Source organism: Streptomyces sp. TP-A0874, from assembly GCF_001748085.1.
In the GTDB taxonomy this organism is placed as follows: Bacteria; Actinomycetota; Actinomycetes; order Streptomycetales; family Streptomycetaceae; genus Streptomyces.
The window spans coordinates 529,403-556,382 of sequence record NZ_BBZK01000003.1 but is presented as its reverse complement, the minus strand read 5'-3'; the positions used below and the strand labels follow the sequence as shown (position 1 = coordinate 556,382).

The following is a 26,980-nucleotide window of genomic DNA, read 5'->3' as shown; positions in this document are numbered from 1 at the left end:
CCTGGCCAACCCGCTCGCATGAGAGGCCTCCGTCCAACCATGAACATACGTCGCACCGCCGCGGTCCTGTCGGCATCCGCCATGCTCTGCGCGGTGGCCGCTCCGGCAGCCCAGGCGGCCGCCACCGCCGAGTCCGAGGGGCAGGCCGCATCGGCGGCGAAGCCGCCGCCCGCCCTCTACGGCACCGCCGATCCCACCTACGACGGGGTGTGGCGGCAGTCCATCGCCATGCTGGCGCAGGACACGGTAGGTGTCACACCGGCCCCCGAGGCGGTGGAGTGGCTGGCCGGGCAGCAGTGCGACTCGGGCGCCTTCGCCCCGTACCGCGCCGACGTCTCGGCCGCGTGCGACGACGAGACACCGGTGGACACCAACGCCACCTCGGCGGCGGTGCAGGCGCTGGCCACCCTCGGCGGGCACGGCGGAGAGGTGCGCAAGGCCGTCGACTGGCTGAAGTCGGTGCAGAACGAGGACGGCGGCTGGGGGTACACCGCGGACAGCCCCACTGACGCCAACTCCACCTCGGTGGTGATCGGCGCGCTCGCCACCGCCGGCGAGAAGCCCGAGAAGGTCACCTCCAAGGCGGACAAGTCGCCCTACGACGGGCTGTCGACGCTCCGGCTCGGCTGCGACGCCAAGAAGGCCGAGCGGGGCGCGTTCGCCTTCCAGCCGGACGACGACGGCGGACTCGCGCCGAACGCGGACGCGACCGCGGCCGCCGCACTCGCCGGGCTCGGCAAGGGCTTCGTGGTGGCCCCGCCTAAGAGGGCGGCCGACGGCGGCCCCGCGCCCCTGGAGTGCGGTGGCTCCGAGTCGTCGGCTGAGCCGGCCGAAGCAGCTTCCGCCGCCTCCGCCTACCTCGTGCGGACCCTGGAGGAGAACGACCACCACCTGACCGCGCTGGCCCCCGGCGCGGACGACCCCGTTCCGGACCCGGCGAACACCGCTGACGCTGTGCTCGCCCTGGCCGCCGGCGGCCATCTGAAGGCCACCGAGGCTCCGTTGGAGTGGCTGAGGGAGAACTCCGCCGAGTGGTCGAAGGAGAACCCGGCGGCGCTCGGCACCCTGGTGCTCACCGTCCACGCCACCGGCGGCGACCCCCACGACTTCGGGGGAGCCGACCTCCTCGGGCAGTTGAACGCGACCGGCCCGAAGCCGGCCGCCCAGGAGCCGGTGGAGGAGGCCGGGGCGGAGCAGGCGAAGAAGTCGGAAGGGAGCGACCGGGTCTGGTGGATCGTCGGGGCGTTCCTGATCGTGGGCGTCGGGATCGGCGTCTGGCTCAGCACCCGTAAGAAGAGCGCGTGAACCCGCGCCGCGCCACCGGCCGGACTCCGCGCGACCTCCGACCGGCCCGGGGGGCCGCGGCGGCCCTCGCCGGGATCGCGCTCGTCGTCTCGAGCGCGGTCCCGGCGCACGCCGAGGGCTACCGGTACTGGTCCTTCTGGGAGTGGGCGGACGGCGGTTGGTCGTACGCTACGGAAGGCCCGGCGACCACCCGGCCGGCCGACGGCGCGGTGCAGGGCTACCGCTTCTCCGTCAGCGAGGACTCCCAGGCGGGCGCCAAGCCGCGTGGCGCGGCGGATTTCGACGCCGTGTGCGCCGACACCCCCGCCGAGGAGGGCAGCAAACGGGTGGCCGTGGTGCTGGACTTCGGCACCGCCGCCGACGCCCCGGCGGGCGAACGGCCACCGCAACCCCGCACCGCCTGTGCCCGGGTGTCGGAGGACGCGAGCGGCGGCGAGGCACTCGCCGCCGTCGCCAAACCGCTGCGCTACAACTCGGCGGCGCTGCTCTGCGGCATCGCCGGCTACCCGGCGAAGGGCTGCGGGGAACCGGTCTCCGGGGACTCCGGCCGAACGTCGGAGGATACCGGGGCAGCAGACGGGCACCTCGCCGACGACGGTGGCTCTGGGCCGTCCTTCGGGCTCTACACGGGCCTCATAGCGGTCCTCGCCCTGGGGGCGGCGGGGCTCTGGCAGGCCCGCCGCCGATGAGCGCCGCCCCGCCCCGCTCCCCCGGGGCGTCCGGGGCCGCCCGCGGCGACACGCTGCACGCAGGGGCCTGGTGGCTGTGGGCCCTCGGCCTGGCCGCCGCCGCCTCCCGGACCACCAACCCGCTGCTGCTCGGCCTGCTGGTGGCGACGGCCGGCTACGTCGTCGCCGTCCGCCGGACGGATGCGCCCTGGGCCCGCAGCTACCTCGTCTTCCTGAAGCTCGGCCTCTTCGTGGTCGCCGTCCGGGTGCTCTTCGCGATCCTCCTGGGCTCACCGATCCCCGGCAGCCAGACCCTGTTCACCCTGCCGGAGGTGCCGCTGCCGGAGTGGGCCCGCGGGGTGCGCGTCGGCGGCCGGGTCACCGCCGAGGGGATCGTCTTCGCCTGCTATGACGGCTGCAAACTCGCCGCGCTGCTCGCCTGTGTCGGTGCGGCGAACTCACTGGCCAGTCCGGCGCGGCTGCTCAAGTCGCTGCCGGGGGCGCTGTACGAGGTGGGCGTCGCGGTGGTCGTGGCCACCACCTTCGCACCCAATCTGGTCGCGGACGTCCAGCGGCTGCGCGCCGCCCGCCGACTGCGCGGCCGCCCGGACAGGGGGCTCCGGGCCCTGTCCGGAATCGGGGTGCCGGTGCTGGAAGGGGCTCTGGAACGCTCGGTCGCCCTGGCGGCCTCGATGGACGCGCGGGGCTACGGGCGTACCGCCCGGGTGCCCGCCCCGGTACGCCACGCCACGACCGCGCTGAGCCTCGGCGGACTGCTGGGCGTCTGCGCCGGCAGTTACGCGCTGTTGTCCGCCCAGGGCACGGCCCTGGCGCTGCCGCTGCTGCTGGCCGGCCTGGGGGCGGCGCTCGGCGGACTCCGGCTCGGCGGCCGACGCTCGGTGCGCAGCCGGTACCGGCCGGACCGCTGGGGGCCGCGGGCCTGGCTGGTGTCCGGCTGCGGGGCGGTGGTGGCCCCGCTGGTGCTGCTGTGCACCCCGGAGGCCGCGCTGCACCCCTCGGTGGTGCCGCTCGTCGCACCGTCCCTACCGCTCACCACGGCCCTGGTGGTGCTGCTGGCGCTACTGCCCGCCTTCCTCACCTCCGCGCCGCCCCGCGGCCCGGACGCCTCCTCCCCGCCGCCCACCGACGAGCAGCCGGCGTTCCGGCCCCACCACCTCCGCCCCTCGCACACCACCGCGCCCCAGCACTTCAACCGCAGCGCGCCACTCCGCTTCCACCCCAGCAGCCTTTCCGAGGACGTCCAGTGATCCGGTTCGAGCAGGTCTCGGTCAGCTACGACGGTGCAACCGACCCCGCGATCGACGGCGTCGACCTCACCGTCCCCGAGGGGGAGCTCTGCCTCCTGGTGGGTCCTTCCGGGGCCGGAAAGTCGACCCTGCTCGGCGCCGTCAGCGGTCTGGTGCCGCACTTCACCGGAGGGACGCTGCGCGGCCGGGTCACCGTCGCCGGCCGTGACACCCGTACCCACAAGCCGCGCGAACTCGCCGACGTGGTGGGGACCGTCGGTCAGGACCCGCAGGCCCACTTCGTCACCGACACCGTCGAGGACGAACTCGCCTACGGCATGGAGTCGCTGGGGCTGGCCCCCGCAGTGATGCGGCGCCGGGTCGAGGAGACGCTGGACCTGCTCGGCCTGGCCGACCTCCGGGACCGGCCGATCGGGACGCTCTCCGGCGGGCAGCAGCAGCGGGTGGCGATCGGTTCGGTCCTCACCACCCACCCGCGGGTGCTGGTGCTCGACGAGCCCACCTCGGCGCTCGATCCAGGGGCCGCCGAAGAGGTACTCGCGGTGCTCCAGCGGCTGGTGCACGACCTCGGCACGACCGTGCTCCTGGCCGAGCACCGGCTGGAGCGGGTGGTGCAGTACGCCGACCGGGTGCTGCTGCTGCCCGCCGCCGGCGTACCGCCGGTGATCGGATCCCCGGCCGAGATGATGGCGCTCTCCCCCGTCCATCCGCCGGTCGTCGCCCTGGGCAGGCTCGCCGGTTGGCGTCCGCTGCCGCTGTCGGTCCGTGACGCCCGCCGGCAGGCCGGCCCGCTCCGGGAGCGGCTGGCCGGGCACGCCCCGCGGCCGTCCCCCGCGCCCGACGGCGGCGCCGATCGGGCCCGGCCGGCTGTCGAGGCCGAGGGTCTCTCGCTGCGCCGTGGCCGCACCGAGGCCCTGCGCCGGGTCGACCTGGTGGTGCGCCGGCATGAGACGGTCGCCCTGATGGGCCGGAACGGGGCCGGTAAGTCGAGCCTGCTGGGCGCCCTGATCGGGATGCACCGGCCCGACGGCGGCTCGGTCGACGTCGGCGGGGTGGCCCCGCACCGTACTTCCCCCGGGCGGCTGATCCACCGGGTCGGGCTGGTGCCGCAGGACCCGCGCGACCTGCTGTACGCGGACACGGTCGCGGCGGAGAGCGCCGCCGCGGACGGGGACGCGGGCGCCGCCCCGGGCACCTGCCGGGCGCTGCTCGACGAACTGCTGCCGGACGTCGCGGGCGGAAGCCACCCCCGCGACCTCTCCGAAGGGCAGCGACTCGCCCTCGCCCTGGCGGTGGTGCTCACCTCACGGCCCCCGCTGCTGCTGCTGGACGAACCGACCCGCGGTCTGGACTACGCGGCCAAGGAGCGGCTGGTGGGCATCGTGCGCCGGCTGGCCTCCGAGGGGCACGCCATCGTGCTGGCGACGCACGACGTGGAACTCGCCGCCGAAGTGGCCGACCGGGTGGTGATCCTGGCCGGTGGCGAGGTGGTCGCCGACGGCCGCACCGCGGAGGTCGTCACCTCCTCTCCCGCCTTCGCGCCCCAGGTGGCCAAGGTGGTGGCGGACGGGCAGTGGCTGACGGTCTCGCAGGTCAGCCGGGCGCTGGCGGCCGAGCGCTCCGGCACCCCCGCCGACCACCGTGCGGACCGCACCGCCGCACCGGACGCCGGGAGCAGCCGTGTCCGCTGAGAGTTCCACGGGTGCCGGGTCCGGCCCTCGGGCCATCCGGCTGGGACCACGCTCGGCGGCGGCGCTGGCCCTCGTCACGGCGATCGGCGTCGTCTCCTTCGGCTGGCCGCTACTGGCCGACTCCTCCTCCGCCCTCGCCCACTCCCGGGACGCCCCCTGGCTGTTCGCGGCGCTGCTGCCGCTGCTGATCGGCGTGGTGCTGGCGACGGTCGCGGACAGCGGACTGGACGCCAAGGCGATCGCGATGCTGGGGGTACTGGCCGCGGTGGGGGCGGCGCTGCGACCGCTCGGTGCCGGTATCGCGGGCCTGGAGCCGATGTTCTTCCTGATGGTGCTGGCCGGGCGGGTGCTGGGGCCGGGGTTCGGTTTCGTCCTGGGTTCGGTGACGATGTTCGCGTCGGCGCTGCTCACCGGCGGCGTCGGACCGTGGCTGCCGTTCCAGATGCTGTCGATGGGCTGGGTGGCGCTGGGCGCCGGGCTGCTGCCCGGGACGCAGCGGCTGCGGGGGCGCGCCGAACTCCTGCTGCTCGCCGGCTACGGCGCGGTGGCGGCGGTGGGCTACGGCATCGTGATGAACCTCCAGGGCTGGCCCTACCTGGGCGGTGCGGCCACCGGAGTCTCCTTCGTGCCGGGGGATCCGCTCCACGAGAACCTGGTCCGCTTCCTCGCCTACTGCCTGGCGACGTCCCTGGGATGGGACCTTCCACGGGCCGCGCTGACGGTCGTCCTGACGCTGCTGCTCGGCGGAACGGTGCTCAAGGCGCTGCGCCGGGCGACCCGTCGGGCGGCCTTCGAGGCGCCGGTGGCGTTCCGCGCGTCTTCGGAGCCCTGAGCCACCGCGCGGACGCCGCCGCCCGGCGCCCGGACTGGTCCCGGCGCGTCTTCAAACGCCGGGCGCGGCGCGGCCGCCCGCAGCGGTGCGCGGCGAGCCGGCGGCGGTGCCGCGGCTCGCCGTGGGCCGGGGAGCCGCCCTTCCGTCTTCCTGCGCCCGCCGGAGATGTGCGGGAGCCCTCAGGCCGGGGCCCCGCCAGGTGCGGGGCGGGCCACCGGGCCGGCCCCGGAGCCCTCCTGCGGCCCGTCCAGGGCTGGACCGGGCGGCTCGGGGGGCGGGTCGTCCGCCCCCGTTTCGGGCGCGCCTGCCGCACTCTCCTCCCCGACCGAGCGGCCGGCCAGCACATAGCGGAGTCCGAAGCCGGCGGCCACCACGGCCGCTCCGCCGACCGCGTCCAGGATGTAGTGGTTGGCCGTGCCCACGATGACCGCGGTGGTCAGCAGGGGGTAAGCCATGCCGAGCAGCTTCGCCCACAGTCTGGGTGCCAGACGCCAGACCACCAGACCGCACCAGAGCGACCAGCCGATGTGGAGTGAGGGCATGGCCGCGTACTGGTTGGAGATCCCCGTCAGCGCGCCGAAGTCGGGATCGGACAGGTCCTGCGGGCCGTTGGCGGTGTCGATGTAACCCAGGCCGGGCATGAGCCGCGGCGGCGCCAGCGGATACGCCCAGAAGCCGATCAGGGCGAGCAGGGTGGTGATGGCCAGCGCGGTCCTCGCCCACCGGTAGGTCGCCGGTCGCTGCAGGTACATCCAGGCGAGCAGGGTGAGCGGCACCAGGAAGTGGAAGGTGCTGTAGTAGAAGTTCATGCTCGCCTGGAGCCAGGACACCTCGGCCACCATGTGGTTGAACCAGTGCTCCACGTCGAGGAACATGGCCGACTCGATGTCGAGGATCTGCCGGCCGTGCGCCTCGGCCACGCCGCGTTCGTCGGGCGCGGAACCGCGGATGAGCGAGTAGCCGAAGTAGCCGATGCGGATCAGCAGCAGTTCCAGCAGGAGGTTCGGCCGGGCCGTCGACTGCTTCCAGAAACCGAGCAGCGGCACCCAGCCGAAGCGGGCCTTCGGCGGTGCCGTGTAGGCCGTCGGCACCGGGCTGCGCCACTGCGCGGAGGCCCGGGAGACGAAGGGGACCAGAGTGGCAGCGGCCAGCGCCGCCAGCATCGGCGCGTGGTCGCCCAACTCCCCGAAGCGCCAGATCTTCGGCATCAGTGCGTCCGGGCGCACGGTCATCGCCGCTATGACCACGGCCGGCCAGACCAGCCGGTCCGCGGCGCGTCGCCCGACCCGGCCGACGGCGGCCAGCAGGATCCACAGTTGCTGGTGCTGCCAGGCCGCCGGCGAGACCAGCACCCCCACGCACCCGGTGAGCGCGACGGCCAGCAGCCACTGGCCGTCCGCCGCGAAGCGGACGCCGCGCCGCAGTCCCAGCACCACGATCACCGCCGCGAGCAGTCCGAAGAGGACCAGTTCGGCCGGGCCGCGCAGGCCGATCCGGAGCAGCAGTCCGTGGAGCGACTGGTTGGCGAGGCTGTCGGCGGGCGCCCCCAGACCGATGCCGCCCGGATGGTGCAGCCAGTAGGCAGCGGAGTCCGCCGGCAGCACCGCAGCAGCCAGCAGGGAGCAGGCGGCGAAGGTGCCGGCGGCGGTGAAGGCGGCCGGCCGGCGGCCGGAACACCACAGCAGCACCGCGAAGAGCAGCGCCACCGGTTGGAGCGCGGCGGCGATTCCGACGAGTACCCCGGTCCGGTAGACCGAGGTGCCCGGGAGGAAGGCGAACACCACCAGCAGCACCGGGAGGATGCTGGTCTGCCCGAGGGAGAAGGCGTTGCGCACCGGGGTGGACAGCACCAGCAGGCAGATGGCCACCGGCACCGCGAACCGCGCCGTGCGGGCGGAGAGCGGCTCCGGCAGCGCGCGGGCCACCGCGACGCCGAGTACGACGACGAGCAGCAGGGTGCCCAGCGTCCAGGTCACGCCCAGGTTCTGCTCGGCGGCCCGGGTCAGCGGTTTGAGCACCATCCCGCTGAACGGGGTACCGGTGAAGGTCCCGCCGTCGTAGAGGGAGCCGCGCGCCCCCCACAGCACGCCGTTGTCGCCGATCCAGCTCTCCAGATCGGTGAACCTGCGCTCCGGGGGCAGGCGGAGCACCGCTGCCGCCTGACGGGCCGCCAGCAGCGCCACCAGCAGCCACGCGGCTCCGACAGCCAGGACCCCCCGCGACACCGGCAGTCTCACCAGCCCGCGCCTCTGCGCATTCGACACGCCCACCGCTCCCCGTTCCCGCGCTACGCTTCGCCCATTCTTTTCCGGTCGGTCCCCGCCGACCTGTTCCCGGTGGGGGACGCGGACCGCTCCGCAGCCACCTGACGGACGCCTTGTCGGCTTCGAAGATTAACCCCGCCGCTTCTTCCCGGTGGACGCAGGATCTTGGGAGGAAACGCCGGCGGGTAGTTTATGCCGTCCCGCTGGGGCCGTTGGGCGCGCGAGGCGCTCCGGTGTCCTTCCGGCAAGCGCGGCCGACCGGCGGGCCCAGGCCGACCTCGCTCGCCTCCGCGGAGGCGTGGGCACCGGTGGCCCGCCGTCCGAGGCGCTCTCCCGCCGGCCTGTCAGGTGTACGGTCGCCGGTGGTGCTCGGCCACGTGCGGCCGCTCGTCGTCGCAGCCGCACAGTTCGGCGTTGATCTCGCGCACCAGTTCGCTCAGCTCGTGCGGCCGCCGCGGGTTCCACCAGTCCCCGAGCAGCCGGGCCAGCGACCTCTCCCGAGCGGCCGCCAGCCGCTCCGCCACCTCTCGCCCCCGCTCGGTCAGGACGAGCCCGACGCCTTCCCGGGCGGCCAGCCGCTCGACCTCGACCTGCTGCGCCGCCGCCATGACGACCGCGAACGATCTCGGACCGAAATCGGACAGCAGCGCGGGCTCGACCGAGCCCTCCCGGCTGATCCGCAGCAGCAGCCAACTCGCCGCGGGTTGCAGCTGGTAGCCGGCCTCCTCGGTGATCCGCCGATAGATCTCCCGGCGGCCCTCCCGGCTGCCGAGCACCGACAGGGCTCGGGCCGCCTCCTCCGCGGAGGAGCGCTCCACCGGGTTGCTGGCGTAGGTCTCGCTGAGGTCGGGGCTGGTGACCGAACCCCGCAGCGGCTGCTCCCGCAGCAGCAGGGCCAGCACGAACGCGGCGGCGGCCACCGGTGCGGCGTAGAGGAAGACGTCGGTGATCGAGGTGGAGTAGGCGTGGAGCACGATGGATCGCAGCGCCGGGGAGAGGCTGCCGATGCTCCGCGGGTCGGACAGCAGTTTGTCGACGTCCACCCCGGGGGGCAGCTTCCGCCCGGCCAATCCGCTGGCGAGCCGGTCGGCGAGGAGCCCGCTGAAGATCGAGCCGAAGACCGCCACGCCGAAGGAGGCTCCGATGGATCGGGAGAAGGTGGCGCCCGAGGTGGCCACGCCCAGGTCCCGGTAGTCCACCGAGTTCTGCACCGCCAGCACCAGCACCTGCATCACCAGGCCCAGCCCGAACCCGAAGACCGCGAAGTAGAGGCTGAGCTGCCAGGTGTCGGTGTGCTGCTTCAGCTGGTGCAGCAGCAGGAGTCCGACGGTGGTGACGGCCGTGCCCAGTACCGGGAACACCTTCCACCGGCCGGTCCGGGTGATGAGCCGCCCGGAGACGGTCGAGGAGACCATCAGCCCGGCGACCATCGGCAGCATGTGCACCCCGGACATCGTGGGGCTGACCCCGCGGACCACCTGGAGGAACGTCGGCAGGTAGATCATGGCGCCGAACATCGCGAAGCCGACCACGAAGCCGATGACCGCGCAGAGCACGAAGGTGCGGTTGCCGAAGAGCTTCGGTGGCAGGACGGGTTCGGCCGCCCGCCGCTCGACCCGCACGAAGAGGACGGTGAGCACCGCCGCCGCCACCGCCAGCCCGACCGTCGGCCAGGAGGCCCAGTCGAAGGTGGTTCCGGCCAGCGAGGCGATCAGGACCAGGCAGACGGCGGCGCCGGCGATGAGCGCGGTACCCAGGTAGTCGATGGTGTGCCGGGTGCCGCTCGCCGGGATGCGCAGCACCACGGCGATGACGAAGAGCGCGACGCAGCCGACCGGGAGGTTGATGTAGAAGACCCAGCGCCAGCTGAGATGTTCGGTGAACAGTCCTCCCAGCAGCGGGCCGAGGACGCTGCTGGTGCCGAAGACCGCTCCGAAGAGTCCCTGGTAGCGCCCGCGCTCCCGGGGCGGGACGATGTCGCCGACGATGGCCATGGACAGCACCATCAGCCCGCCGCCGCCGAGCCCCTGGAGCGCGCGGAAGCCGATGAGCTGCGGCATGTTCTGGGCGACGCCGCAGAGCGCCGAGCCGATGAGGAAGATGCCGATGGCGGCCTGGAAGAGTCTCTTCCGCCCGTACTGGTCGCCGAGCTTGCCCCAGAGTGGGGTGGCGGCGGTGGCGGCGAGGATGTAGGCGGTCACCACCCAGGAGAGGTGGTCGAGCCCGCCGAGGTCGCTGACGATGGTGGGCAGTGCCGTGGAGACGATGGTCTGGTCGAGGGCGGCGAGCAGCATTCCGAGCAGGAGCGCACCCATCGCGGCGAGCACCGAGCGCTGGGCGGGCTGGCCCTGGGCGTCCCACGCCACCGGTCCGGCCGGCGTGGCCGCGCGCTGTGCCATCTGACGCCTCCCAAGCTTGCCCGACACTCGGCGATACACGCCTATCGTCACCTTCTGCACGCTTTGCGGCCCGGTGAGCCGCCGGTTGGCCGAGCGGTCCGGCTGGGCAAACCGGAAACCGGTCTGCATAATCGCTCCCGGCAAAGGGAGGTACTCACCGTGACGGCTCATCGCTGCCCGGAGTGCGGTAAGGCTCCGGATGGGGGCGGCGGCCCCTACTGCGCCTGTGCGGCGACCGCCGTGTCGGCCTCGGAGGACTTCCACCCGCTCCACATCCGCCCGTATGTGACCCTCCATGAGACGGAGACCGGGCACCAGGTGCGAGCACCGGTCGAACGCGACCGGGCGGACTTCCCGGCCGACCAGGTGCATCCGGAGCAGTCGTTGCTCCGGCCGGCGGCCTTCCCACGCCCGGCGGGCCCGTCCGGCCAGGCGACCTACGGGCGCGGGGAAGAGGGCCGCCGGCATCCGGACGAGGCCCCCACCGCCGGACCGGCCCTGGGGCGGACGAGCCCCCTTCCGCTGCTTACGGGCGCTCCGGGCCCCGGAGCCGCGGAGCCGCCCGCCGCGACCGTGCCGGAGCTCGTCGATGATGAGGGCGCACCGGCGGGTGACGCACCGCCCACCAGCCACCGGAGGCCCCGCCGCCACATAGCCGCCATAGCCGGCGCCGGGGTCGCGGTGGTCGCGGTCTGCGGCGGACTACTCGGCTCGGGGGTGCTCGGCGGGGCGGTGCACGACATCGTGGCGGACCCGGACGAAACCGGCGGGGGCGTGACGATGGTGCTGCCGACCGGCGACGGTGACGGCCCCTCCGGACCGACCGAGGAGCGCTCCTCCTCCCCGTCGGCCGAGACCTCAGCCAGCGCCGGGGAGAGCGCCGTGTCCGAGGAGGTGCGGTCCTCGGCCCCGAAGAGCACCGCCGCCTCCGGCAGCGTCTCCGGCCCGCCGGCCGACCCGGGCTCCGGCGGCCAGGAGGGCACCGAGGAGCCGGACGACCCCGAGCCGCCCCAGGACGAAACGCCACCGGTGCTGCGGTACGGGATGGAGGGCCCGGAGGTCGTCGAGTTGCAGCAGCGGCTGCGGCAGACGGTCTGGTACAGCGGGGAGGCCGACGGGGTCTACGACGCGGAGGTCCGCCAGGCCGTCGAGGTCTACCAGTTCGTGAACCGGATCAAGGGCGACCCGCAGGGCGTCTACGGGCCGAACACCCGTCGCGCGCTGGAAGCGGAGACCAGCCCGCCCTGAGGCGATCCGACATTCTCCGGCCGAGGTTCTCCGGGACCGGCTGACTGCTGCGCAGCGGCCCCGGTGGCCGGCGTTCCCACGGCCTCCCGTTGAGGCCCGCCTTCCTTTCGCACACCGTTTCCAGCCGGTCCGCGCCGACCGGCCAGGCCCCCCTGTCGGCGGACACCCAGCGCTTTGTATGATGCAGGAACAAAGTGGCCCCGCCCGTTCCCCCTGACCAGCGGGCGGGGCCGCTCTGGCACTCCGGGCCCCTGGGGCGGAGGGGTTCAGCCAGTCACCGCCTCGTAGATGCTGAAGCCGGCGAGCGCCACCATCACAGCCGCCGCGATCCTGGTGATGAGGCGCAGCGGCAGGTACTTCAGCAGCGTCCGCCCACCGAGGATGCCGATACCGGCCACCGCCCACAGCGCCAGCAGCGCCCCCACCGCCACCGACAGCGGGTCGCCGTAGCGGGCGGCGAGGTTCGCCGTCATGATCTGGGTGAGGTCGCCGAACTCCGCGATCAGGATCAGGGTGAAACCGCTACCCGCCACTTTCCAGAAGCTCTGGCCGGCCGGCCCCTGGACCTTCTCTTCCTCCCCCTCCTCCTTCTTGAACAGCAGCACGCCCGCCCCCAGTAGGAACAGCGCGCCCACCACCGCGCTGACCAGCTGCCGCGGCAAAAGGGTGAACACACTGCCGGCGGCCACCGCCAGCGCGACATGGACGGTGAAGGCCGCGGCCACTCCGGCGAAGACGTAGGACGCCCGGTAACGGGTCCCGAGGATCAACGCGGCCAGGGCGGTCTTGTCGGGCAGTTCGGCGGCGAAGACCACGCCGAAGACGAGTGCGGCGAGGCTAATGCTGAACACGGGCGGTACCTACCTCAATCGGTCGGGGCTACCGCACCGAGAGGCCCGCTCCGTCAGGGGTCGCTTCGGCACGGCAGCGTCTGCACACTGCGGCCGAAGGTCTCGCTGGCGGACGGTCCCCCATCCGCCTCCGGGCGCCGGCTCGAGGCTCCCGCTTGTCAGCGGGCGCTTCGGGCAGTATGTCGACGGTCCGGCGAAGAGCTACTCCCCTTCATGCTCCTCGCACCCTACTCGACACCCGACCGGCGGACGAATCCGCCACCCGGCACCGAGCACCCCGGACACACCGCGCTCTCCGGACCCCCCGCGCCGCGACCTCCCGGCCCCCGCCGGCCGGCCACGCAGACCGCGCGCCGAACGGGGCGGCGGACCATCGCAGCCGTACGCCCCATTCGCCCCATCCTGCCCGTGGAGCCCCGCGGCTGTCGCTCCGTCAACCCTTGATATGACGTGCCCATGTCGCCACTCTGTAATCCGGCGCTTCCCGCCGGGAAACCGGGCGCCGTCACGCTGGCCCGCGGCAGGGCCGGTTGACGCGGGCCGCTGTCCCCCCACACAGATGGAGTTCGTATGTCCCGCACGAGCCGCTCCACGGAGCGACCGAAGGTCTACGCGCGTCGTATATCCCTGCTGGCCGGCCTCTCCCTCCTCGCCGGAACGATGCTGGTGAGCGGCGCCCCCGCGGCACAGGCCAGCCCGCCGACCCCGCCGAACCCGACCACCTCCCTGAGGTACCTGGGCGAGCTCACGGAGAAGGCCGAGGGCTCCTCCGACGGCTACAGCCGGGACAAGTTCCCACACTGGATCAACCAGGAGGGGAACTGCGACACCCGCGAGGTCGTGCTCAAGCGGGACGGGCAGAACGTCGAGCAGGACGGCGCCTGCGCCGCCGTCAGCGGAAGCTGGACCTCAGCCTATGACGGTGTGGTGCGCACCAACTCCTCGACCATGGACATCGACCACATCGTCCCGCTCGCCGAGGCATGGCGCTCCGGGGCCAGTTCGTGGACGAACGACCAACGGCAGGCGTTCGCCAACGACCTGACGCGGCCGCAGCTGATCGCGGTGACGGACAGCTCCAACCGCTCCAAGGGCGACAAGGACCCGGCCAAGTGGATGCCGCCCTCGGCGGGCTACCACTGCACCTACGCCCGCATGTGGGTCTCGGTGAAGCACCACTACAAGCTTTCCGTCGACACCGCCGAGAAGCAGGCGCTCTCCGACATCCTGCACGGCTGCTGATCCGCGCCGACCATCCGAACGACCAGGGCCCCGCGTCGAGCGACCGCTCCCCGGTCCGCTCGCCGCGGGGCTCCCCCGTGCCCGCACCACCCCGCCCTGCCGCTCGGTCCGGCGCCGTTCCGCCAGGCGGCACCATCGGACCGATCGGCCTGCGGAGCGGTTACCGGGGCGGCTCCCCCTCGGGCCCCGGGGAGACGGTGCGACGGGTGGTCGGTCCGAGGCGGCACGGGCCGGAAGGACGACGGCCGCACCGCGCCGCCCCGCGGGCTCGCCCCCAGAGACATCTGTGTAACAACCGTTCGGGCCGATTGATCTTCTGGTGCCGCCGAGGCGTACTCTGGGTGCCAGCAATGGCCGCCCTGCCGCTCTCCAGCGACGAAGCGGTCGGGGGAGCCGGAGTGGGAGAAACGTTGCTGGAAAACCTGGGCGTAGTGACCAGTACGCCCTGGATCTATTTGCTCGTGGCACTCTCGGTGCTGCTCGACGTCTTCCTGCCGGTGCTGCCCAGCGGGGTGCTGGTGATCGCGGCGGCCACCGCTGCCGCCGGCACGAAGACCGCGGTCGCCGCCGCGAGCGACGCACACGTCCCCGACATCCTCGCCCTGGTGCTGTGCGCAGCGACCGCCTCGGTCATGGGGGATCTGGTGGCCTACCGGCTGGCCTGGTCCGGCGGTCACCGTCTGGACCGCGCCATCGCCCGCTCCCGCCGGCTCGCCAACGCCCAGGACCAGCTCAGCAGCGCCCTGGTGCGCGGCGGTGGGCTGCTGGTGCTCGTCGCCCGCTTCGCTCCCGCCGGCCGGTCGGTGGTGAGCCTCGGAGCCGGTGCCATGCACCGGCGGGTGAAGGAGTTCCTGCCCTGGTCGGCGCTGGCCGGCCTGGCCTGGGCCGGCTACAGCGTGGGGCTGGGCTACTTCGGCGGCCACTGGCTCGGGGCGAACTGGCTCAGCACGGCGGTCTCCGTCTTCGCGCTCTTCGCGGCGGGCGCCGCCGCGGCCTACGCCCTGCGGCAGCGGGAGGCCCGTCCGGCGGCACCCGCGGAGGCATCACCGCCGTAGCTTCCGGACCATCGCTCTGCCGGCCTCCCCGTCCACGGCCGCCCGCCGAGCGTCAGGCCGCCCGGGGGCCCTTCTTCGCAGCGGACTTCTTGGCCGGGGCCTTCTTGCCGCCGGCCTTCTTGGCGGGCGCCTTCTTCTCGGCCGTCTTCCCCGACTTCCCCTGAGCGCTCCGTGCCGGCGCCTTCTTGGCCGGCGCCTTCTTACCGCCGGTTTTCTTCGCCTTCCCGGCCTCCTCCCCGGCCTCCGCCCCGCCTTCGGCGGCCTCTTCTCCCGGTCGGCCCTCACGCGCGGCACGGACGCTCTTCTCCAGCGCGGCCATGAGGTCGATGACCTTGCCGCCCTCCTCCCCCGGCGCCCGGACCGGGGCGGGTTCCGTCCCCTCCAGCTTCGCCAGGACCAGCGCTTCGACGGCTTCCCGGTACTCGTCGCGCAGGTTCTCCGGGTCGAGCTCGCCGAGGGTGTCCATCAGCGTGTCGGCCAGATCGAGTTCGGAGTCCCGCACGGTCACCTTGGTGTCGGGGGCGATGCCGGTGGCCGGGCGGATTTCGTCCGGCCAGAGCATGGTGTGCAGCACCAGGGCGTCCTCGACGACCCGCAGCATGCCCAGGGTCTCCCGGCTGCGCAGCGCGAGCTTGGCCACCGCCACCTTCTCGCTGCGCTTGAGGGCTTCGCGGAGGAGTACGTAGGGCTTGGCCGCACCGGTGCCGTCGGTGCCCAGGTAGTAGGAGCGGTCCAACTGGAGCGGGTCGATGCTCTCCGCCGGTACGAAGGCGAGGATCTCGATCGTCCTGGCGGTGGGCAGCGGCAGGGAGGAGAAGTCGTCGTCCGTCAACTGGACGGTGGTGCCGTCGGCGGCCTCGTACGCCTTGCGGATCTCGTCGTTCGGGACCTCCTCCTCGTCCAGTTCGCAGACCTTGCGGTAGCGGATCCGGCCGCCGTCCTCCGCGTGCACCTGCCGGAAGGAGACCGAGTGGTTCTCAGTCGCCCCATAGACCTTGATCGGGATGTTGACCAGTCCGAAGGATATGGATCCTCGCCAGATGGATCGCATCTCTCATCCCTTTCCTGACCTTTACGGCATTTCGTGGGATTCTCAATGGTATGACGCCGATCACGGAGGTGGAGGGGCGGCGGCTGGCTCTGAGCAACCTGGAGAAGGTGCTCTACCCCAGCGGTTTCACCAAGGCGGAGCTGCTGCACTACTACGCGACCGTGGCCGGCCCACTCCTCCCGCACCTGTACGACCGCCCGCTGTCCTTCCTCCGCTATCCGGACGGGACCGGAGGCGAGCACTTCTACGCCAAGAACGTCCCCCCAGGTGCCCCCGACTGGGTGAAGACCGCCGATGTGCCGCGGTCGGGCCGGGAGCACGGCCGGCAGGTGCTGGTGCAGGACCTGCCGACCCTGATGTGGGTGGCGAACCTCGTCACCGAGCTCCACGTCCCCCAGTGGAGGGCCGAAGCCCCGGCACTGGCCGACCGGCTGGTCATCGATCTCGATCCCGGTGAGCCCGCGACGGTGGTCGAGTGCTGCGCGGTGGCGGGCTGGCTGCGCGGGCGGCTGGCCGCCGACGGGCTCCACGCCTACGCCAAGACCAGCGGTTCCAAGGGACTGCACCTGCTGGCCCCACTGGTACCGACCCCGTCCGAGACGGTGACCTCGTATGCGAGGCAGCTGGCGCTTGAGGCGGAGAGGGCCACGCCCGAGCTGGTGGTCAGCCGGATGAAGCGGAACCTGCGGCCGGGCAAGGTGTTCGTGGACTTCAGCCAGAACACGGCGGCGAAGACCACCGCCGCGCCGTACACCCTGCGGGCCAGACCGTCCCCGACCGTGTCCGCACCGGTCACCTGGGAGGAGATCGGCGAGTGCTCCCGTCCGGAACAGCTCGAACTGAGCGCCGACGACATCCCCGGGCGACTGGAACGCCACGGCGACCTCCTCGCCCCTCTGTTCGACACGAGCCTCGCCGCACCGCTGCCCGGCGCCGCCGGCTGAGCCCGGCGGCGGCCCCCTCCGCCGACCGTGCCTCGACGGGGCCGTTCCGGTGAGAACGGAGCCCGCCCCAGCGAGCCCGGCACGCCGTCCGGCAGCTCACGGGCGGACCCTGGTGCCGTGACCGACAGCCCGCCGCCAGTAACTCTCCGGCCGCCGCTGGGCGTGATGCGCCCGCGTTCGGCGGACGAGATCCCGGCGCCGGGCAGCATGTCGGGGGGCGTCCAGTACACCGTCAAACTCGACGGGTTCCGGGCCCTCGCCTTCCGTCTGGAGGGCGAGCGGGTCGTCCTCCAGTCACGCTCCGGCCGGGACCTGACCCGGGACTTCTCCGAGGTGGCGGAGAGCCTGGCCGAGCAGCTCCCGCCCGGCGCGGTCCTCGACGGTGAGCTGTGCGCCTACCGGGACGGGCGGATCAGCTTCACCGAGCTGCTCCGCTCCCACGCCGACCGCCGCCGGCTCGGGGTTCCGGTCTCGTACATCGCCTTCGACCTGCTCGCCGTTCCGGGCAGGGACCTCCGCGCGCTGCCGCTGAAGGACCGCTGGGAACTGCTCGGCACGGTCCTCCAGGAGTCCGAACCGCCGCTGGAGCGGGTGCTGGCGACATCGGACGAGTCGACCGCGCACGTCTGGTTCCGCGATATGCGGACGGTGGGCGTCGAGGGAATCGTGGCGAAGGCGCTGAACTCCCCGTACCGCAAGGGACCGACCTGGTCATGGCGGAAGATCCGGCACTTCGAGACCAGGGACGGTGTGCTGCTCGCCGTCTTCGGACCGCCGAAGCGCCCGCACGGCCTGCTGGTGGAGCTCTCGGACGGGCGGCGGGTGGCCACCTCCCCACGCCTGACCGCGGTGCAGTCACGGCAGGTCGCGGAGGTACTCGTCGGCCGTCTGGGCGAACAGTCGACGCATCCCGACCACGGAGCGATGACGAGCCTCACCGAGCCCCTGCCGGTCGAGCTCCGCGAGTCGCCGGGGCGCCACGAGGCGGCCCGGTTCGTGCGGGTGCGTTCCGAGGGGTGAGCGTCTCGGACGGCCGGGCGGCGTCTCGAGCCCTGTCGCATCGGTTCGGACCACCGTGGCCGTACGGCCCGCGGGGAGGGCGGGCGGCGAGCGCGAGACGGGCCCGTTCGCCGCCCCCCCCAGAGGCGTCGCCTACTGCGCCGGAGCCGGAGTCACGCCGGGGCCCTTCTCGTCCACCAGACCGGTCTTCTTCGGGGCGGTCTCCTCGATGAAGGAGGCTCCGCCCAGGCACAGCAGCAGACCGCCGAGCGCGAGGTAGAGGGTGTACTCGATGCCGTAGTTGTTGGCGAGGAACCCGGCGACCGACGGGGCGACGCCGCCGCCGAAGATCTCGCCGACGCCCATGACCGTGCCGGCGGCCACCGCCATCAGGCCCGCCGGGACGGATTCCACCGCCATGGTGCCGGCGAGCATCGCCAGGCAGCCGTTCGCGCCGAAGGCGACGAAGAACAGCAGGAGGAACAGCAGCGGCACCACCGGGCCCTGGAAGATGAAGCCGACCAGCATGCCCATCGCCATCAGCAGGGCGGCGATGACCACCGGTTTGCGCCCGAACCTGTCGGAAAGCCCGGGGATGGCCAACTGGCCGGCGAAGGCGCCGAAGCCGATGCCTGAGGCGATGACGCCCATCGCGCTCGTCCCGATGCCCTGATAGTCGGTCAGGTAGCTGGGCACCATCGCACTGAGCACGAAGATGCAGGTCATCGCCCCGCACAGGGCGAGGATGGCCAGCCGGATGTTCCGGTAGCGGAAGACGTCGAGCCAGCGCACCCGCTCTCCGTCAGCCGTGTCGGCGTTGACCGCGGACTCGAAGGCCGGCAGCTGGTGCGGTTCGCGGATGGTCCGGAAGATGAAGAAGGCCAGCACCAGGCCCGGCACCAGCATGATCCCGAAGACCCAGTGCCAGCTCGGCACCACACGCAGCAGTTGGGTGGCGATGATCGGCCCCAGACCGATCCCGAAGAGTGCGAAGGTGCTCTGCTGGGTGCCCATGTTCAGCCCGCGCCGCTCCGGCCGCGAGGCCTCCGCGGTGGCGGCGACGGCCGTCGGGCTGAACGCGCCCTCGGTGACGCCCATCACGATCCGGATCAGGATCAGGCTGGCCAGGCCGCCGGCGAAGCCGGTCAGCAGCGAGCAGAGCGAGAACAGGACGATCGACCCGACCAGCACGTTGCGCCGGCCCAGCCGGTCGGAGAGCCCGCCGATCAGGAGGGCCGCGCAGCCCCAGGCCAGACCGAGCGCACCGATGATGTTGCCGAGGTCCTGGTAGTCCAGCCCCAGGTCCTTCATCATCGACGGGAAGAGGGGGCTGATGATCCAGCGGTCGAGGCCCACCAGGCCGAAGCCGAGCGACAGCAGCAGGACCGTCGACCGCTCGTAGCCGACGCTGTACCCCGTCGGTCTCATGACGCCTCCCCTTCCCCGCCGTCACGGATCTCCGCGAGCAGTTGCTCGGCCGGGAGCACCCTGCCGAAGAAGGTGCCGATGTTGTTCTCCGTGGCCCGCTGCGCCTCCTCGCTCCGGGCTCCGGTGGCGTCGCCGACGAAAGCCACCTTGAAGTCGCGCATGTACGCGCTCCGCGCGGTCGAGTCGCAGCAGACCTCGGTCAGGGTGCCGGTGATGACGACGGTGTCCACCTGGTTCAGGCCGGAGACGGTCCTCAGCACGGTCTCCAACCGGGTGTTGTGGAAGGCGTCGTACCGGTGCTTCTCGATGATGATGTCGTGCGGCTCCGGGCGGAGGTCGTCGACCACCTTGGAGCCGAAGCTGCCCTGGCGCATTCCGGCGCTGCGGAGGGCCGGGTTGTAGGTGGACTCGAGCGGGGAGACGTCAAAGGAGTCCAGCAGTACGTGCTCGGTGTAGATCACCGGTACACCGGCCGCCCGGCACCCGTCGATGACCTGCCGCATCCGGGGGAGCCGGTGGCGCGCCATCGGCACCTCCATCGGATATCCCTCGAGCACGAAATCGTTCTGCATGTCGATCACGAGCAGTGCCGACTTCTGAGGATTCACACGCCACATCGCGGTCAAGGGAGAACTCCTCTGTGTTTCTGGACGGGGTACCCGGGTGGCGGGCTTCGCGAGCTCTGCTCGGGCGCCCGGGCAACGGCGGCGGTCCGAGCGGTCGGGTACGGGACTTCGGCCTTCCTCGGTCTCCGGACCGGGTCGGGTGCGGAGCGGAGGTGAGGCCGGGGCCGCGGTGGGATCGGGCTCCAGCGGTGGCTGGACTGGGTGCCGAAGACCTGGCGGCCGTTCGGTACGGAACCTTGGGCAGGACCTTACTGCCGGGATCTGTGATCCAGGTCATAGGAATTCCTTATACCGTCCCGCCGACCGCCCACCGCCCGGTCCGGATCCGGGTCAGCCGGTCCGCCGCGGGGTCAGCCGGTTCCGCCTCGGGTCAGTCGGTCCCGTGCTCCGGGGCGGCGAGCAGACCGGCCACCGACCGCGCGAACGCGGCGGTCACGCCGTGCTCTCGACCGATGTCGCTGATCCCCACCGTCACCTTGATCTTCGGGAGCAGCCCCGGCAGTCGGGTAGCGGGCGGGTCGACGCTCGCCCTCCCCCGGTCGTCGAGCACGACCCCGGCCGGAACCACGGTGATGCACTCGCCGAGGCCGATCAGGGCGCGCATGGTCCGGTAGTCGTCGACCACGTGGAAACGGGAGATCTCGTAGGTGTCGATCAGGGTCGTGGTGATCTGCGCGTGGTGGGTCAGCACGGGGTTGTCGAAGAGGACGAACCGGTAGCGGGAGATCAGCTCCCTCAGCGCCGGCACGCTCTCTTCCTCCAGGGAGGTCCCGGGAGGGTGTACGAGGACGATCTCCTCGGTACCGACGTCCTCGGTGTGGAACGGGTAGTCCGTCCCGACCGAGTAGAACAGGCCGGCGTCGAGCTGGTTCAGCTCCAGCAGGTCGATCAGCGTCGTCGCCGGACGGCTGGTGACCCGGAACTCGTCCACCGAGAAGGCGCCCAGCGCGGCGCGCACCACCGCGCGGACGGAACGTTCGGAGAGCCAGTCGTCCACCCCGAAGCGGGCCTTCCGGGGGTGGTCGGCCACCTCCGCGTAGCTCCGCGGCTTGGGCACGGCGCGTTCCCCCAGCACCGCGGAGGCGTTCGACAGGTCCCGCAGGAGCTGCGCGGCGTACGGCAGGAAGTAGGCACCCTGCCGGGTCAGCGCGACACCGGTCCAGTCCCGCTCGAAGAGGGCGAAGCCAAGGCTCTCCTCCAAGCGCCTCAGCCGCTGGCTCATGGTCGGTTGGGTGACGTAGAGGCTGGCGGCCGCCTTGGAGATGGAGCGGTGTCTGGCCACGGCGAGGAAGGAGCGGATGGTCTCGACGTCCATGCTTCCTCCTCTGCGCCCGCCTCGGTCTCGCGCGCACTGCGGTGGGGCCTGACCAGGAGCGAGGCCCACCTCGTTTCCGCCGGTCAGCCGCCGAGGCCACCTGCGTGGAAGTCGCAACCGTACCGCCCGGGCGCTCCGGCGACGAAGAGGTGATCGCTCTTCTCGGGGGCCAGACGCCTATGCCGCGTTCTCCCGCCAGGGCTTCGTTCTCCCGCCAGGGCTTACGGCAAGGCGGCGATGGCGATGCTCGCGACGGCCTCCAGCTCCTGCCGGCTCGAACCGTCACGGGCGCGTTGCGCGAGGCCCGCGAGCACAGCCATGACATAGGCCGAAAGCGCCGACGGATCAGCCCCCTCGGGCAGGTGGTCCGCGGCGAGATCGGCGTCGATCTTGCTCGCGAGCTGGGACCGCTTCTCCTCGCGCAGCCGAGACATCACCTCATGCACGTCGGCATCCTCGGCACCGGCATCACCGCTGATGACGAGGCACCCGCGCGGCAACCCACGGCGCGTGTAGCGCGCCGGGGCCTCGGCGAGAATGCGACGCATCGCCTGCACGGCGGTCGACTCCTCCTCGATCGCGGCGTCGATGAAACCGCCGTACCTGCTGTCGTACACCCCGACCGCCTCGTCGAACAGTGCCCGCTTGCCGCCGAAGGCGTTGTAGAGGCTCGGCTGCCCGATCCCCAGTTCCTCACTGAGGTCGCGCACCGAAGTTGCTTCGTACCCCTTCGTCCAGAACAGCCGGATCGCCCGGTCCAGAGCCTCGTCACGGTCGAAGGCGCGAGGCCTCCCGCGTGTCGCAGCAGCCATGCCCCCCATTTTAAGGCACTCGCTACACAATCTGCTAGCCTCGACTTATCTAGCAGTCGCTACAAATAGGAGCAGCAAATGCTGGGACTGGACGGCAGGACGGCTCTGGTGACGGGGGCGGGACGCGGGATCGGACGAGCGATCGCGCTACGCCTCGCCTCCGAGGGCGCCCGGGTCGCCGTGCACTACGGGTCCAGTGCGGATGGCGCGGCGCGGGTGGTCGAGGCGATCAAGACCCGCGGCGGTGACGCGTTCGCGATCCATGCCCAGCTCGGGGTGCCCGGTGATGCGGCGGCCCTGTGGTCGGCGTTCGATGAGCATGCCGACGGGGTGGACATCATCGTGAACAACGCCGGCACCCTCGGGACCCGCGAGCCATACGAGGACGTGACCGAGGCGGGCTTCGACGAGGTGTTCGCGACCAACACCAAGGCACCCTTCTTCATCGTCCAGGAGGGACTGAGTCGGCTGCGGCGCGCAGGGCGCGTCATCAACGTGTCGACCTCGTTCACGCACGGCTCCCGCAACCCCGACCTGCTCGCGTACTCGATGTCGAAGGCGGCGATCGACGCCTTCACCGGAGCGCTGGCGAAGCACCTCGGGCCGCGCGGCATCACCGTGAACGCAGTCGGGCCGGGAGCCACCGCCACCGACATGAACGCCGCGCGCCTGGCCACCCCGGAAGGGCGCGAGGCGATCGCGTCCCGCTCCCCTCTCAACGCCGTCGCGGAGCCGGAGGACATCGCCGACATCGTCGCGTTCCTCGCATCCGCCGATGCGCGATGGGTGACCGGCCAGTGGATCGACGCCACGGGAGGGGCGCTGCTGTAATGCCTCTGCCGATCTGGACCATCGGGTTCGGGATCTTCGCCCAGGGAACCAGCGAACTCATGCTCGCGGGAATCCTGCCGGAGATGGCCGCCGACCTGGGCGTGACGATCCCACGGGCCGGCGCTCTCATCAGCGCCTTCGCCCTCGGGATGCTCGTGGGAGCGCCCGTGCTCGCTGTCCTCACCCTGCGCTGGCCGCGCCGCCTCGCCCTGCTGGTCTTCCTCGGCGCCTTCGGACTCACGCACATCACCAGTGCGCTCACCGACAGCTACGGGCTGCTGTTCGCGATGCGCTTCATCGGCGCATTCGCCTATGCCGGGTTCTGGGCGGTGGGCGCCAGTACCGCGATGGCGATGGCGGGGCCCGAGCGGCGCGGGCGGGCGATGAGCGTCGTCGCCGGGGGGCTCACCCTCGCGATCGTGCTCGGCCTGCCCGCCGGCACCTGGATCGGGCAGCACCTCGGCTGGCGCGGCGCATTCTGGGCGGTCACGGTCCTCTCCGCCATTGCGGCTGCCGCGATCACCGCCGTGATCCCTGGTCTTCGGCCCGAGAACCCGCCGAGCCTCCGCGCCGAGCTGCGGGGACTCGCTCCGCCCCGACTTTGGCTGTCCTACGCCATGACGGCCGTGGCGACCACCGCGCTGCTGGGCACCTTCTCCTACCTGGCCGCGATGCTGCTGACCACCACGGGACTCGCTCCGGCCCGGGTCCCCGCCGTGCTCTTCGGGTACGGGCTGGGCGCACTCGTCGGCATCACCATAGGCGGCAGTACCGCAGACCGCTTCCCCCGAGCCATCCTCGGCATCGGATTCGCCGGTCTCGTCATCACCTCGCTGCTACTCGCCCTCGGCGCCGAGCACACTGCGGCGACGGTGGTCCTGGTCTTCGCGCTGGGGCTGCTGGGATTCAGCACCAACCCGGCCCTGAACTCCCGGTTCACGGCAATCGCCCCGAACGCCCCCGTCCTGGCGGTCTCGGGCAACATCTCCGCCTTCAACGTCGGCATCGCCCTCGGGCCCTGGCTTGGCGGACTCGCCCTCGCCTCGGGACACGACTATCCGGCCATCCCCGTGATGGGGGCGGCGCTCGCCGGTGCCGCGCTGCTGCTGTGGGGATGGGATCTTGCTCTCCAGAAGCGCCGACGGCCTCGCGACGCGCAGGCCGAGCCCGCCTTGGCGCGGAACTGAGAGTCCACCGCGATGGCCGGTCGGAGCGGTCCGCGCTGCCCCGCTTCCAGGGGCTGTGGGTGCGCGGGCCGCCGACTGGTTTCCAAGCGTGAACGGTTGACGGGCCTCCCCCGAAGGCTGGGCCACTGACCCCATACTCGGGCTGACACCGAACCAGATGATCACCGCGCTGAGTACGGCCCGGCCGGTATCCGCTCCAATGTCGTCTCGCCCGGCCCGACACACACCGCCCTGTTCGATGCGCCCGGAGGCTTCGCCGAACAACTCGCCGCCCGATTCGGCACCGGCCGGGACACGGCGGTGGACCGGTCATGTGATCGAGCGTGTTCGAGGGGGGGTACCTTCGTCGCGGGGCAGACGGGTGATCGCAAGGGGTGAGAGGGCGGCCGCATGGAACTGCGCGACATCGAGATCTTCCTGACCCTGGCCGAGGAACTGCACTTCGGACGCACCGCGCAGCGGCTGCACATCTCGCAGGCCCGGGTCAGCCAGTGCATAGCCCGACAGGAGCGCCTCATCGGCGCGGCCCTGTTCGAACGCACCAGCAGACGCGTGGTCCTCACCGAGATCGGCGCCATGCTCAGCGCCGACCTCAAGGACGGCTACGAGCGCATCCGCGCCGGCGTCGCCGCGGCGACCCGGGCCGCCGAGGGCCACCACGGCAGCCTCGTGCTCGGCACCATGGGCGCGCTGGCGCACGACATCGCCGACATCACCGGACTGTTCAGGGCGCGGCATCCCGCATGCGCCCTCTCCTTCAAGGAGATGAACGGCAGCGACCCCTTCGGGCCGCTGCGCGGGGAAGAGGTCGATCTGGCGCTGCTGTGGCTCCCGGTGCGGGAACCCGACCTCACGGTCGGGCCTGTCCTCCGCTCCAAACCTCTGGTCCTGATGGTCGGCGCCTCCCACCCGCTCGCGAGCCGGGAATCGGTGGAGATGGAGGACCTGGGCGACTGGCCCGTGACCCGGGCGCGGCCCGACGCACCGATCCCCGCCTACTGGTACGAGGCGCTGCTGCCCTCCAGGACCCCGTCGGGCCGGCCCGTCCGGCCCGGCGGGCCGCCCATCGCCGTCTGGCAGGAATGCCTGGCCGTCGTGGCCTCCGGCCAGGCGATCACGCCGATCCAGGCGGAGGCCGCCCACTACTACCCCTGGCCGGAGATCGTCTACCTGCCCATCCGCGATGCCCCGTTGGGGGAGTGGGCCCTGGTGTGGCGTACCGCCGGCGAGACGCCGCTGATCCGGGCGTTCGTGGCGGCCGCCGAGCACGCCCTGACCAGGCATCCCGCTCACCTCCCGCCCGGCACGGCGCGCCGGACGCCCGTAGACCGCGGACAAGCCGACACCCGCCGCGCGCGGGGCCGCACCCCTTACCGATAAGCCTCGGGTTATGGATCGTTCTGCAACCCGGCGTTGATCACGAGGCCCCGGTCGGCCAAGGTGAAGACCATGTCCACGATCCCCGACCCGACGGTCCCGCACCCCCTGCCCGAACACGAACGCGTCGTGTTCCTCAAGCCCCTGGTCACCGATCCCCGCATCCAGATCGGCGAGTTCACCTACTACGACGACCCGGACGGCGCCGAGGAGTTCGAGCGGCGCAACGTCTTGTACGCGTACGGCCCCGAGCGCCTCGTCATCGGCAAGTACTGCGCCCTCGCCACCGGCACCCGGTTCCTGATGGCGGGCGCGGCCCATCCCCAACTGGGCGTTTCCACCTTTCCCTTCACCATGTTCGGCGGTGCCTGGACGGAGCGCACCCTCGACATCGTCACCTCGATGCCCAGCCGCGGCGACACCGTCGTCGGCAACGACGTGTGGTTCGGCCGCGATGTCACCGTCATGCCCGGAGTGACGATCGGCGACGGCGCCGTCGTCGCCACCGGGGCGGTCGTCACCTCCGACGTCCCGCCCTACACCGTCGTCGGCGGCAACCCGGCCCGCACCGTGCGGCGCAGGTACGACGACGAGGACATCGACCGCCTGCTGCGCGCCGCCTGGTGGGACTGGCCCGTCGAGGCGGTCACCGAGCACGTCCGCACGATCATGACCGGCACACCGGCGGAGATCGAGGCCATCGCGGCCGAACAGCGCAAGGAGTCCACATGACCCTTTTCGACCCGGCGGCCGAGTTCGACCGGCAGGTCCGCACCCTCACCGGCCTCGGCTACCCGAAGCTGTCCGGACTCACCGACGAGCAGTTCACGGCCCTGCTGGAGCCCCTGCGCGCCACCGTGCCGACGCCGGACGGCACCGACCTCGACCCCGGGAACGGCCGCGTGCCGTTCGTCGTGGTCGTCACCCGCGAACTCGCCCCCATCGAGGAGACGATGCCGCGCATCGCACTGCGCGGCGGCGGACCGCCCGGCTTCGTCGACCGGTCCTTTGAGCCCGGAGCCCTGGAACGCTTCGTCGCCACGCCGGAGACAAACCTTCCCGACCAGCGGGCCTACCTGCTGCTCGGCGTCGAACGCGGCGAGGAGTTCTGCGGCGTCGTGCCTCACGACGCCATGGCCACGATCAACGACCGGGGCCGCACCTTGCTCACCATCGAGGAGGGCATCGCGCTCCTCACCCACTTCCCAGAGCTGTTGGTGAAGAACAAATGCTTCTCACTCGGCGGGTCCCGCAGCGGCGACCGCCGAGTCCCGGCCCTGTGGATCAGCCAGAAGGCCCCCAAGCTGGGCTGGTGCTGGCAGGGCAATCCTCACACCTGGCTGGGCATGGCCTCCGCGACGGGCCGCCGCACCGGGGAGCAGCAGCCTGACGCGTGAAAGCACCGCCGAGCCGGAGCTGCACGAGGAGGAGGCGCCGTACGCACAACCCGTCGCAGGGGCCATCGGCGCATGAGACCGTCGATCCTCGGCCAAGCCCCGTCACCGAGCACGCGCCTGGCCCGGACGCTGTCTCCGCCCACCTCGATCTCGCCGAGGCAGGCAGAGGCGCACCCGAAGAACCACGGCT

The 26,980-nt window shown here is 72.2% G+C and carries 23 protein-coding genes; 15 read left to right on the top strand and 8 right to left on the bottom strand.

Annotated elements, in window-relative coordinates:
• Positions 1-39: 39 nt before the first annotated feature.
• The 5 genes from BGP73_RS02250 to BGP73_RS02230 are packed head-to-tail and all read left to right on the top strand — an operon-like array spanning position 40 to position 5,764.
• Positions 40-1,305 carry a prenyltransferase/squalene oxidase repeat-containing protein gene (locus BGP73_RS02250; RefSeq protein WP_069811658.1) on the top strand — a complete coding sequence of 422 codons (1,266 nt, stop codon included), beginning with the start codon at positions 40-42 and terminating at the stop codon, positions 1,303-1,305.
• On the top strand, positions 1,302-1,994 hold the full coding sequence (locus tag BGP73_RS02245) for an SCO2322 family protein (protein ID WP_069811656.1): 693 nt from the start codon (positions 1,302-1,304) through the stop codon (positions 1,992-1,994). Before BGP73_RS02250 ends, BGP73_RS02245 begins: the two co-directional genes overlap by 4 nt.
• Complete coding sequence (locus tag BGP73_RS02240) at positions 1,991-3,241, top strand: CbiQ family ECF transporter T component (protein ID WP_107473926.1); 1,251 nt, start codon at positions 1,991-1,993, stop codon at positions 3,239-3,241. Before BGP73_RS02245 ends, BGP73_RS02240 begins: the two co-directional genes overlap by 4 nt.
• Positions 3,238-4,932: an ABC transporter ATP-binding protein gene (locus BGP73_RS02235; protein ID WP_079127129.1), complete on the top strand. Its 1,695-nt coding sequence runs from the start codon at positions 3,238-3,240 to the stop codon at positions 4,930-4,932. Before BGP73_RS02240 ends, BGP73_RS02235 begins: the two co-directional genes overlap by 4 nt.
• Positions 4,922-5,764 carry an ECF transporter S component gene (locus BGP73_RS02230; protein WP_069811655.1) on the top strand — a complete coding sequence of 281 codons (843 nt, stop codon included), beginning with the start codon at positions 4,922-4,924 and terminating at the stop codon, positions 5,762-5,764. The genes BGP73_RS02235 and BGP73_RS02230 overlap by 11 nt, the downstream gene beginning before the upstream one ends.
• 179 nt (positions 5,765-5,943) lie before the next feature.
• On the opposite strand, the gene BGP73_RS02225 is transcribed toward BGP73_RS02230, so the two are convergent.
• Together BGP73_RS02225 and BGP73_RS02220 are read right to left on the bottom strand one after the other, a co-directional pair.
• Positions 5,944-8,028: a bifunctional glycosyltransferase 87/phosphatase PAP2 family protein gene (locus BGP73_RS02225; RefSeq protein WP_374701107.1), complete on the bottom strand. Its 2,085-nt coding sequence runs from the start codon at positions 8,026-8,028 to the stop codon at positions 5,944-5,946.
• A gap of 344 nt (positions 8,029-8,372) precedes the next feature.
• A complete protein-coding gene (locus BGP73_RS02220) occupies positions 8,373-10,427 on the bottom strand; it encodes an MDR family MFS transporter (RefSeq protein WP_069811653.1) in 2,055 nt (684 codons plus the stop codon).
• 159 nt (positions 10,428-10,586) lie between these two features.
• Here BGP73_RS02220 and BGP73_RS02215 point away from each other — a divergent pair, with 159 nt between their 5' ends.
• On the top strand, positions 10,587-11,675 hold the full coding sequence (locus BGP73_RS02215; protein WP_139134518.1) for a peptidoglycan-binding domain-containing protein: 1,089 nt from the start codon (positions 10,587-10,589) through the stop codon (positions 11,673-11,675).
• A gap of 266 nt (positions 11,676-11,941) precedes the next feature.
• On the opposite strand, the gene BGP73_RS02210 is transcribed toward BGP73_RS02215, so the two are convergent.
• Positions 11,942-12,526 (bottom strand): TMEM165/GDT1 family protein, encoded by a 585-nt coding sequence (locus BGP73_RS02210; protein ID WP_069811649.1) that lies wholly within the window; start codon positions 12,524-12,526, stop codon positions 11,942-11,944.
• Between the two features lie 570 nt (positions 12,527-13,096).
• Here BGP73_RS02210 and BGP73_RS02205 point away from each other — a divergent pair.
• Together BGP73_RS02205 and BGP73_RS02200 are read left to right on the top strand one after the other, a co-directional pair.
• Positions 13,097-13,768, top strand: a complete 672-nt coding sequence (locus BGP73_RS02205; protein WP_069811647.1) for an HNH endonuclease family protein — start codon at positions 13,097-13,099, stop codon at positions 13,766-13,768.
• A 410-nt stretch (positions 13,769-14,178) separates the two neighbouring features.
• Positions 14,179-14,823, top strand: coding sequence for a DedA family protein (locus BGP73_RS02200; RefSeq protein ID WP_069812067.1), 645 nt, complete (start codon positions 14,179-14,181; stop codon positions 14,821-14,823).
• 52 nt (positions 14,824-14,875) lie between these two features.
• On the opposite strand, the gene ku is transcribed toward BGP73_RS02200, so the two are convergent.
• Entirely contained in the window at positions 14,876-15,874 is a 999-nt protein-coding gene (ku, locus tag BGP73_RS02195) for a non-homologous end joining protein Ku (RefSeq protein ID WP_069811645.1), read from the bottom strand.
• Positions 15,875-15,924: 50 nt separating this feature from the next.
• On the opposite strand from ku, the gene ligD reads away from it, so the two are divergent.
• Together ligD and BGP73_RS02185 are read left to right on the top strand one after the other, a co-directional pair.
• A complete protein-coding gene (ligD, locus tag BGP73_RS02190) occupies positions 15,925-16,818 on the top strand; it encodes a non-homologous end-joining DNA ligase (RefSeq protein ID WP_069811644.1) in 894 nt (297 codons plus the stop codon).
• A 117-nt stretch (positions 16,819-16,935) separates the two neighbouring features.
• A complete protein-coding gene (locus BGP73_RS02185; protein WP_069811642.1) occupies positions 16,936-17,838 on the top strand; it encodes an ATP-dependent DNA ligase in 903 nt (300 codons plus the stop codon).
• Between the two features lie 132 nt (positions 17,839-17,970).
• Here the strand turns inward: BGP73_RS02185 and BGP73_RS02180 are convergent, their stop codons facing one another.
• The 4 genes from BGP73_RS02180 to BGP73_RS02165 all read right to left on the bottom strand — a co-directional run bounded on the left by BGP73_RS02180 (position 17,971) and on the right by BGP73_RS02165 (position 21,998).
• Entirely contained in the window at positions 17,971-19,245 is a 1,275-nt protein-coding gene (locus tag BGP73_RS02180) for an MFS transporter (protein ID WP_069811640.1), read from the bottom strand.
• The gene (locus BGP73_RS02175; RefSeq protein WP_170837728.1) at positions 19,242-19,853 is read right to left on the bottom strand and encodes an isochorismatase family protein; all 612 of its coding nucleotides are present in this window, start codon (positions 19,851-19,853) and stop codon (positions 19,242-19,244) included. Before BGP73_RS02175 ends, BGP73_RS02180 begins: the two co-directional genes overlap by 4 nt.
• Before the next feature lie 388 nt (positions 19,854-20,241).
• Entirely contained in the window at positions 20,242-21,186 is a 945-nt protein-coding gene (locus tag BGP73_RS02170) for a LysR family transcriptional regulator (RefSeq protein WP_069811637.1), read from the bottom strand.
• 221 nt (positions 21,187-21,407) lie between these two features.
• Entirely contained in the window at positions 21,408-21,998 is a 591-nt protein-coding gene (locus BGP73_RS02165) for a TetR/AcrR family transcriptional regulator (RefSeq protein WP_069812066.1), read from the bottom strand.
• A 78-nt stretch (positions 21,999-22,076) separates the two neighbouring features.
• Between BGP73_RS02165 and BGP73_RS02160 the strand changes: the two genes are divergently transcribed.
• The 5 genes from BGP73_RS02160 (at position 22,077) to BGP73_RS02140 (ending at position 26,790) form a co-directional block, all read left to right on the top strand.
• On the top strand, positions 22,077-22,829 hold the full coding sequence (locus BGP73_RS02160) for an SDR family oxidoreductase (protein ID WP_069811635.1): 753 nt from the start codon (positions 22,077-22,079) through the stop codon (positions 22,827-22,829).
• A complete protein-coding gene (locus BGP73_RS02155) occupies positions 22,829-24,016 on the top strand; it encodes a Cmx/CmrA family chloramphenicol efflux MFS transporter (protein WP_069811634.1) in 1,188 nt (395 codons plus the stop codon). The genes BGP73_RS02160 and BGP73_RS02155 overlap by 1 nt, the downstream gene beginning before the upstream one ends.
• Positions 24,017-24,406: 390 nt before the next feature.
• Positions 24,407-25,396, top strand: coding sequence for a LysR family transcriptional regulator (locus BGP73_RS02150; RefSeq protein WP_069811632.1), 990 nt, complete (start codon positions 24,407-24,409; stop codon positions 25,394-25,396).
• 69 nt (positions 25,397-25,465) lie between these two features.
• A complete protein-coding gene (locus BGP73_RS02145) occupies positions 25,466-26,125 on the top strand; it encodes a CatB-related O-acetyltransferase (RefSeq protein ID WP_069811630.1) in 660 nt (219 codons plus the stop codon).
• A complete protein-coding gene (locus BGP73_RS02140; protein ID WP_069811628.1) occupies positions 26,122-26,790 on the top strand; it encodes a DUF5701 family protein in 669 nt (222 codons plus the stop codon). Before BGP73_RS02145 ends, BGP73_RS02140 begins: the two co-directional genes overlap by 4 nt.
• Positions 26,791-26,980: the final 190 nt, after the last annotated feature.

Coding starts and splice junctions, on each gene's coding strand:
- BGP73_RS02140 (WP_069811628.1), top strand. CDS start 26,122: ATGACCCTTTTCGACCCGGCGGCCGAGTTCGACCGGCAGGTCCGCACC.
- BGP73_RS02205 (WP_069811647.1), top strand. CDS start 13,097: ATGTCCCGCACGAGCCGCTCCACGGAGCGACCGAAGGTCTACGCGCGT.
- BGP73_RS02165 (WP_069812066.1), bottom strand. CDS start 21,998: ATGGCTGCTGCGACACGCGGGAGGCCTCGCGCCTTCGACCGTGACGAG.
- ligD (WP_069811644.1), top strand. CDS start 15,925: ATGACGCCGATCACGGAGGTGGAGGGGCGGCGGCTGGCTCTGAGCAAC.
- BGP73_RS02155 (WP_069811634.1), top strand. CDS start 22,829: ATGCCTCTGCCGATCTGGACCATCGGGTTCGGGATCTTCGCCCAGGGA.
- ku (WP_069811645.1), bottom strand. CDS start 15,874: ATGCGATCCATCTGGCGAGGATCCATATCCTTCGGACTGGTCAACATC.
- BGP73_RS02180 (WP_069811640.1), bottom strand. CDS start 19,245: ATGAGACCGACGGGGTACAGCGTCGGCTACGAGCGGTCGACGGTCCTG.
- BGP73_RS02240 (WP_107473926.1), top strand. CDS start 1,991: ATGAGCGCCGCCCCGCCCCGCTCCCCCGGGGCGTCCGGGGCCGCCCGC.
- BGP73_RS02150 (WP_069811632.1), top strand. CDS start 24,407: ATGGAACTGCGCGACATCGAGATCTTCCTGACCCTGGCCGAGGAACTG.
- BGP73_RS02160 (WP_069811635.1), top strand. CDS start 22,077: ATGCTGGGACTGGACGGCAGGACGGCTCTGGTGACGGGGGCGGGACGC.
- BGP73_RS02145 (WP_069811630.1), top strand. CDS start 25,466: ATGTCCACGATCCCCGACCCGACGGTCCCGCACCCCCTGCCCGAACAC.
- BGP73_RS02220 (WP_069811653.1), bottom strand. CDS start 10,427: ATGGCACAGCGCGCGGCCACGCCGGCCGGACCGGTGGCGTGGGACGCC.
- BGP73_RS02250 (WP_069811658.1), top strand. CDS start 40: ATGAACATACGTCGCACCGCCGCGGTCCTGTCGGCATCCGCCATGCTC.
- BGP73_RS02170 (WP_069811637.1), bottom strand. CDS start 21,186: ATGGACGTCGAGACCATCCGCTCCTTCCTCGCCGTGGCCAGACACCGC.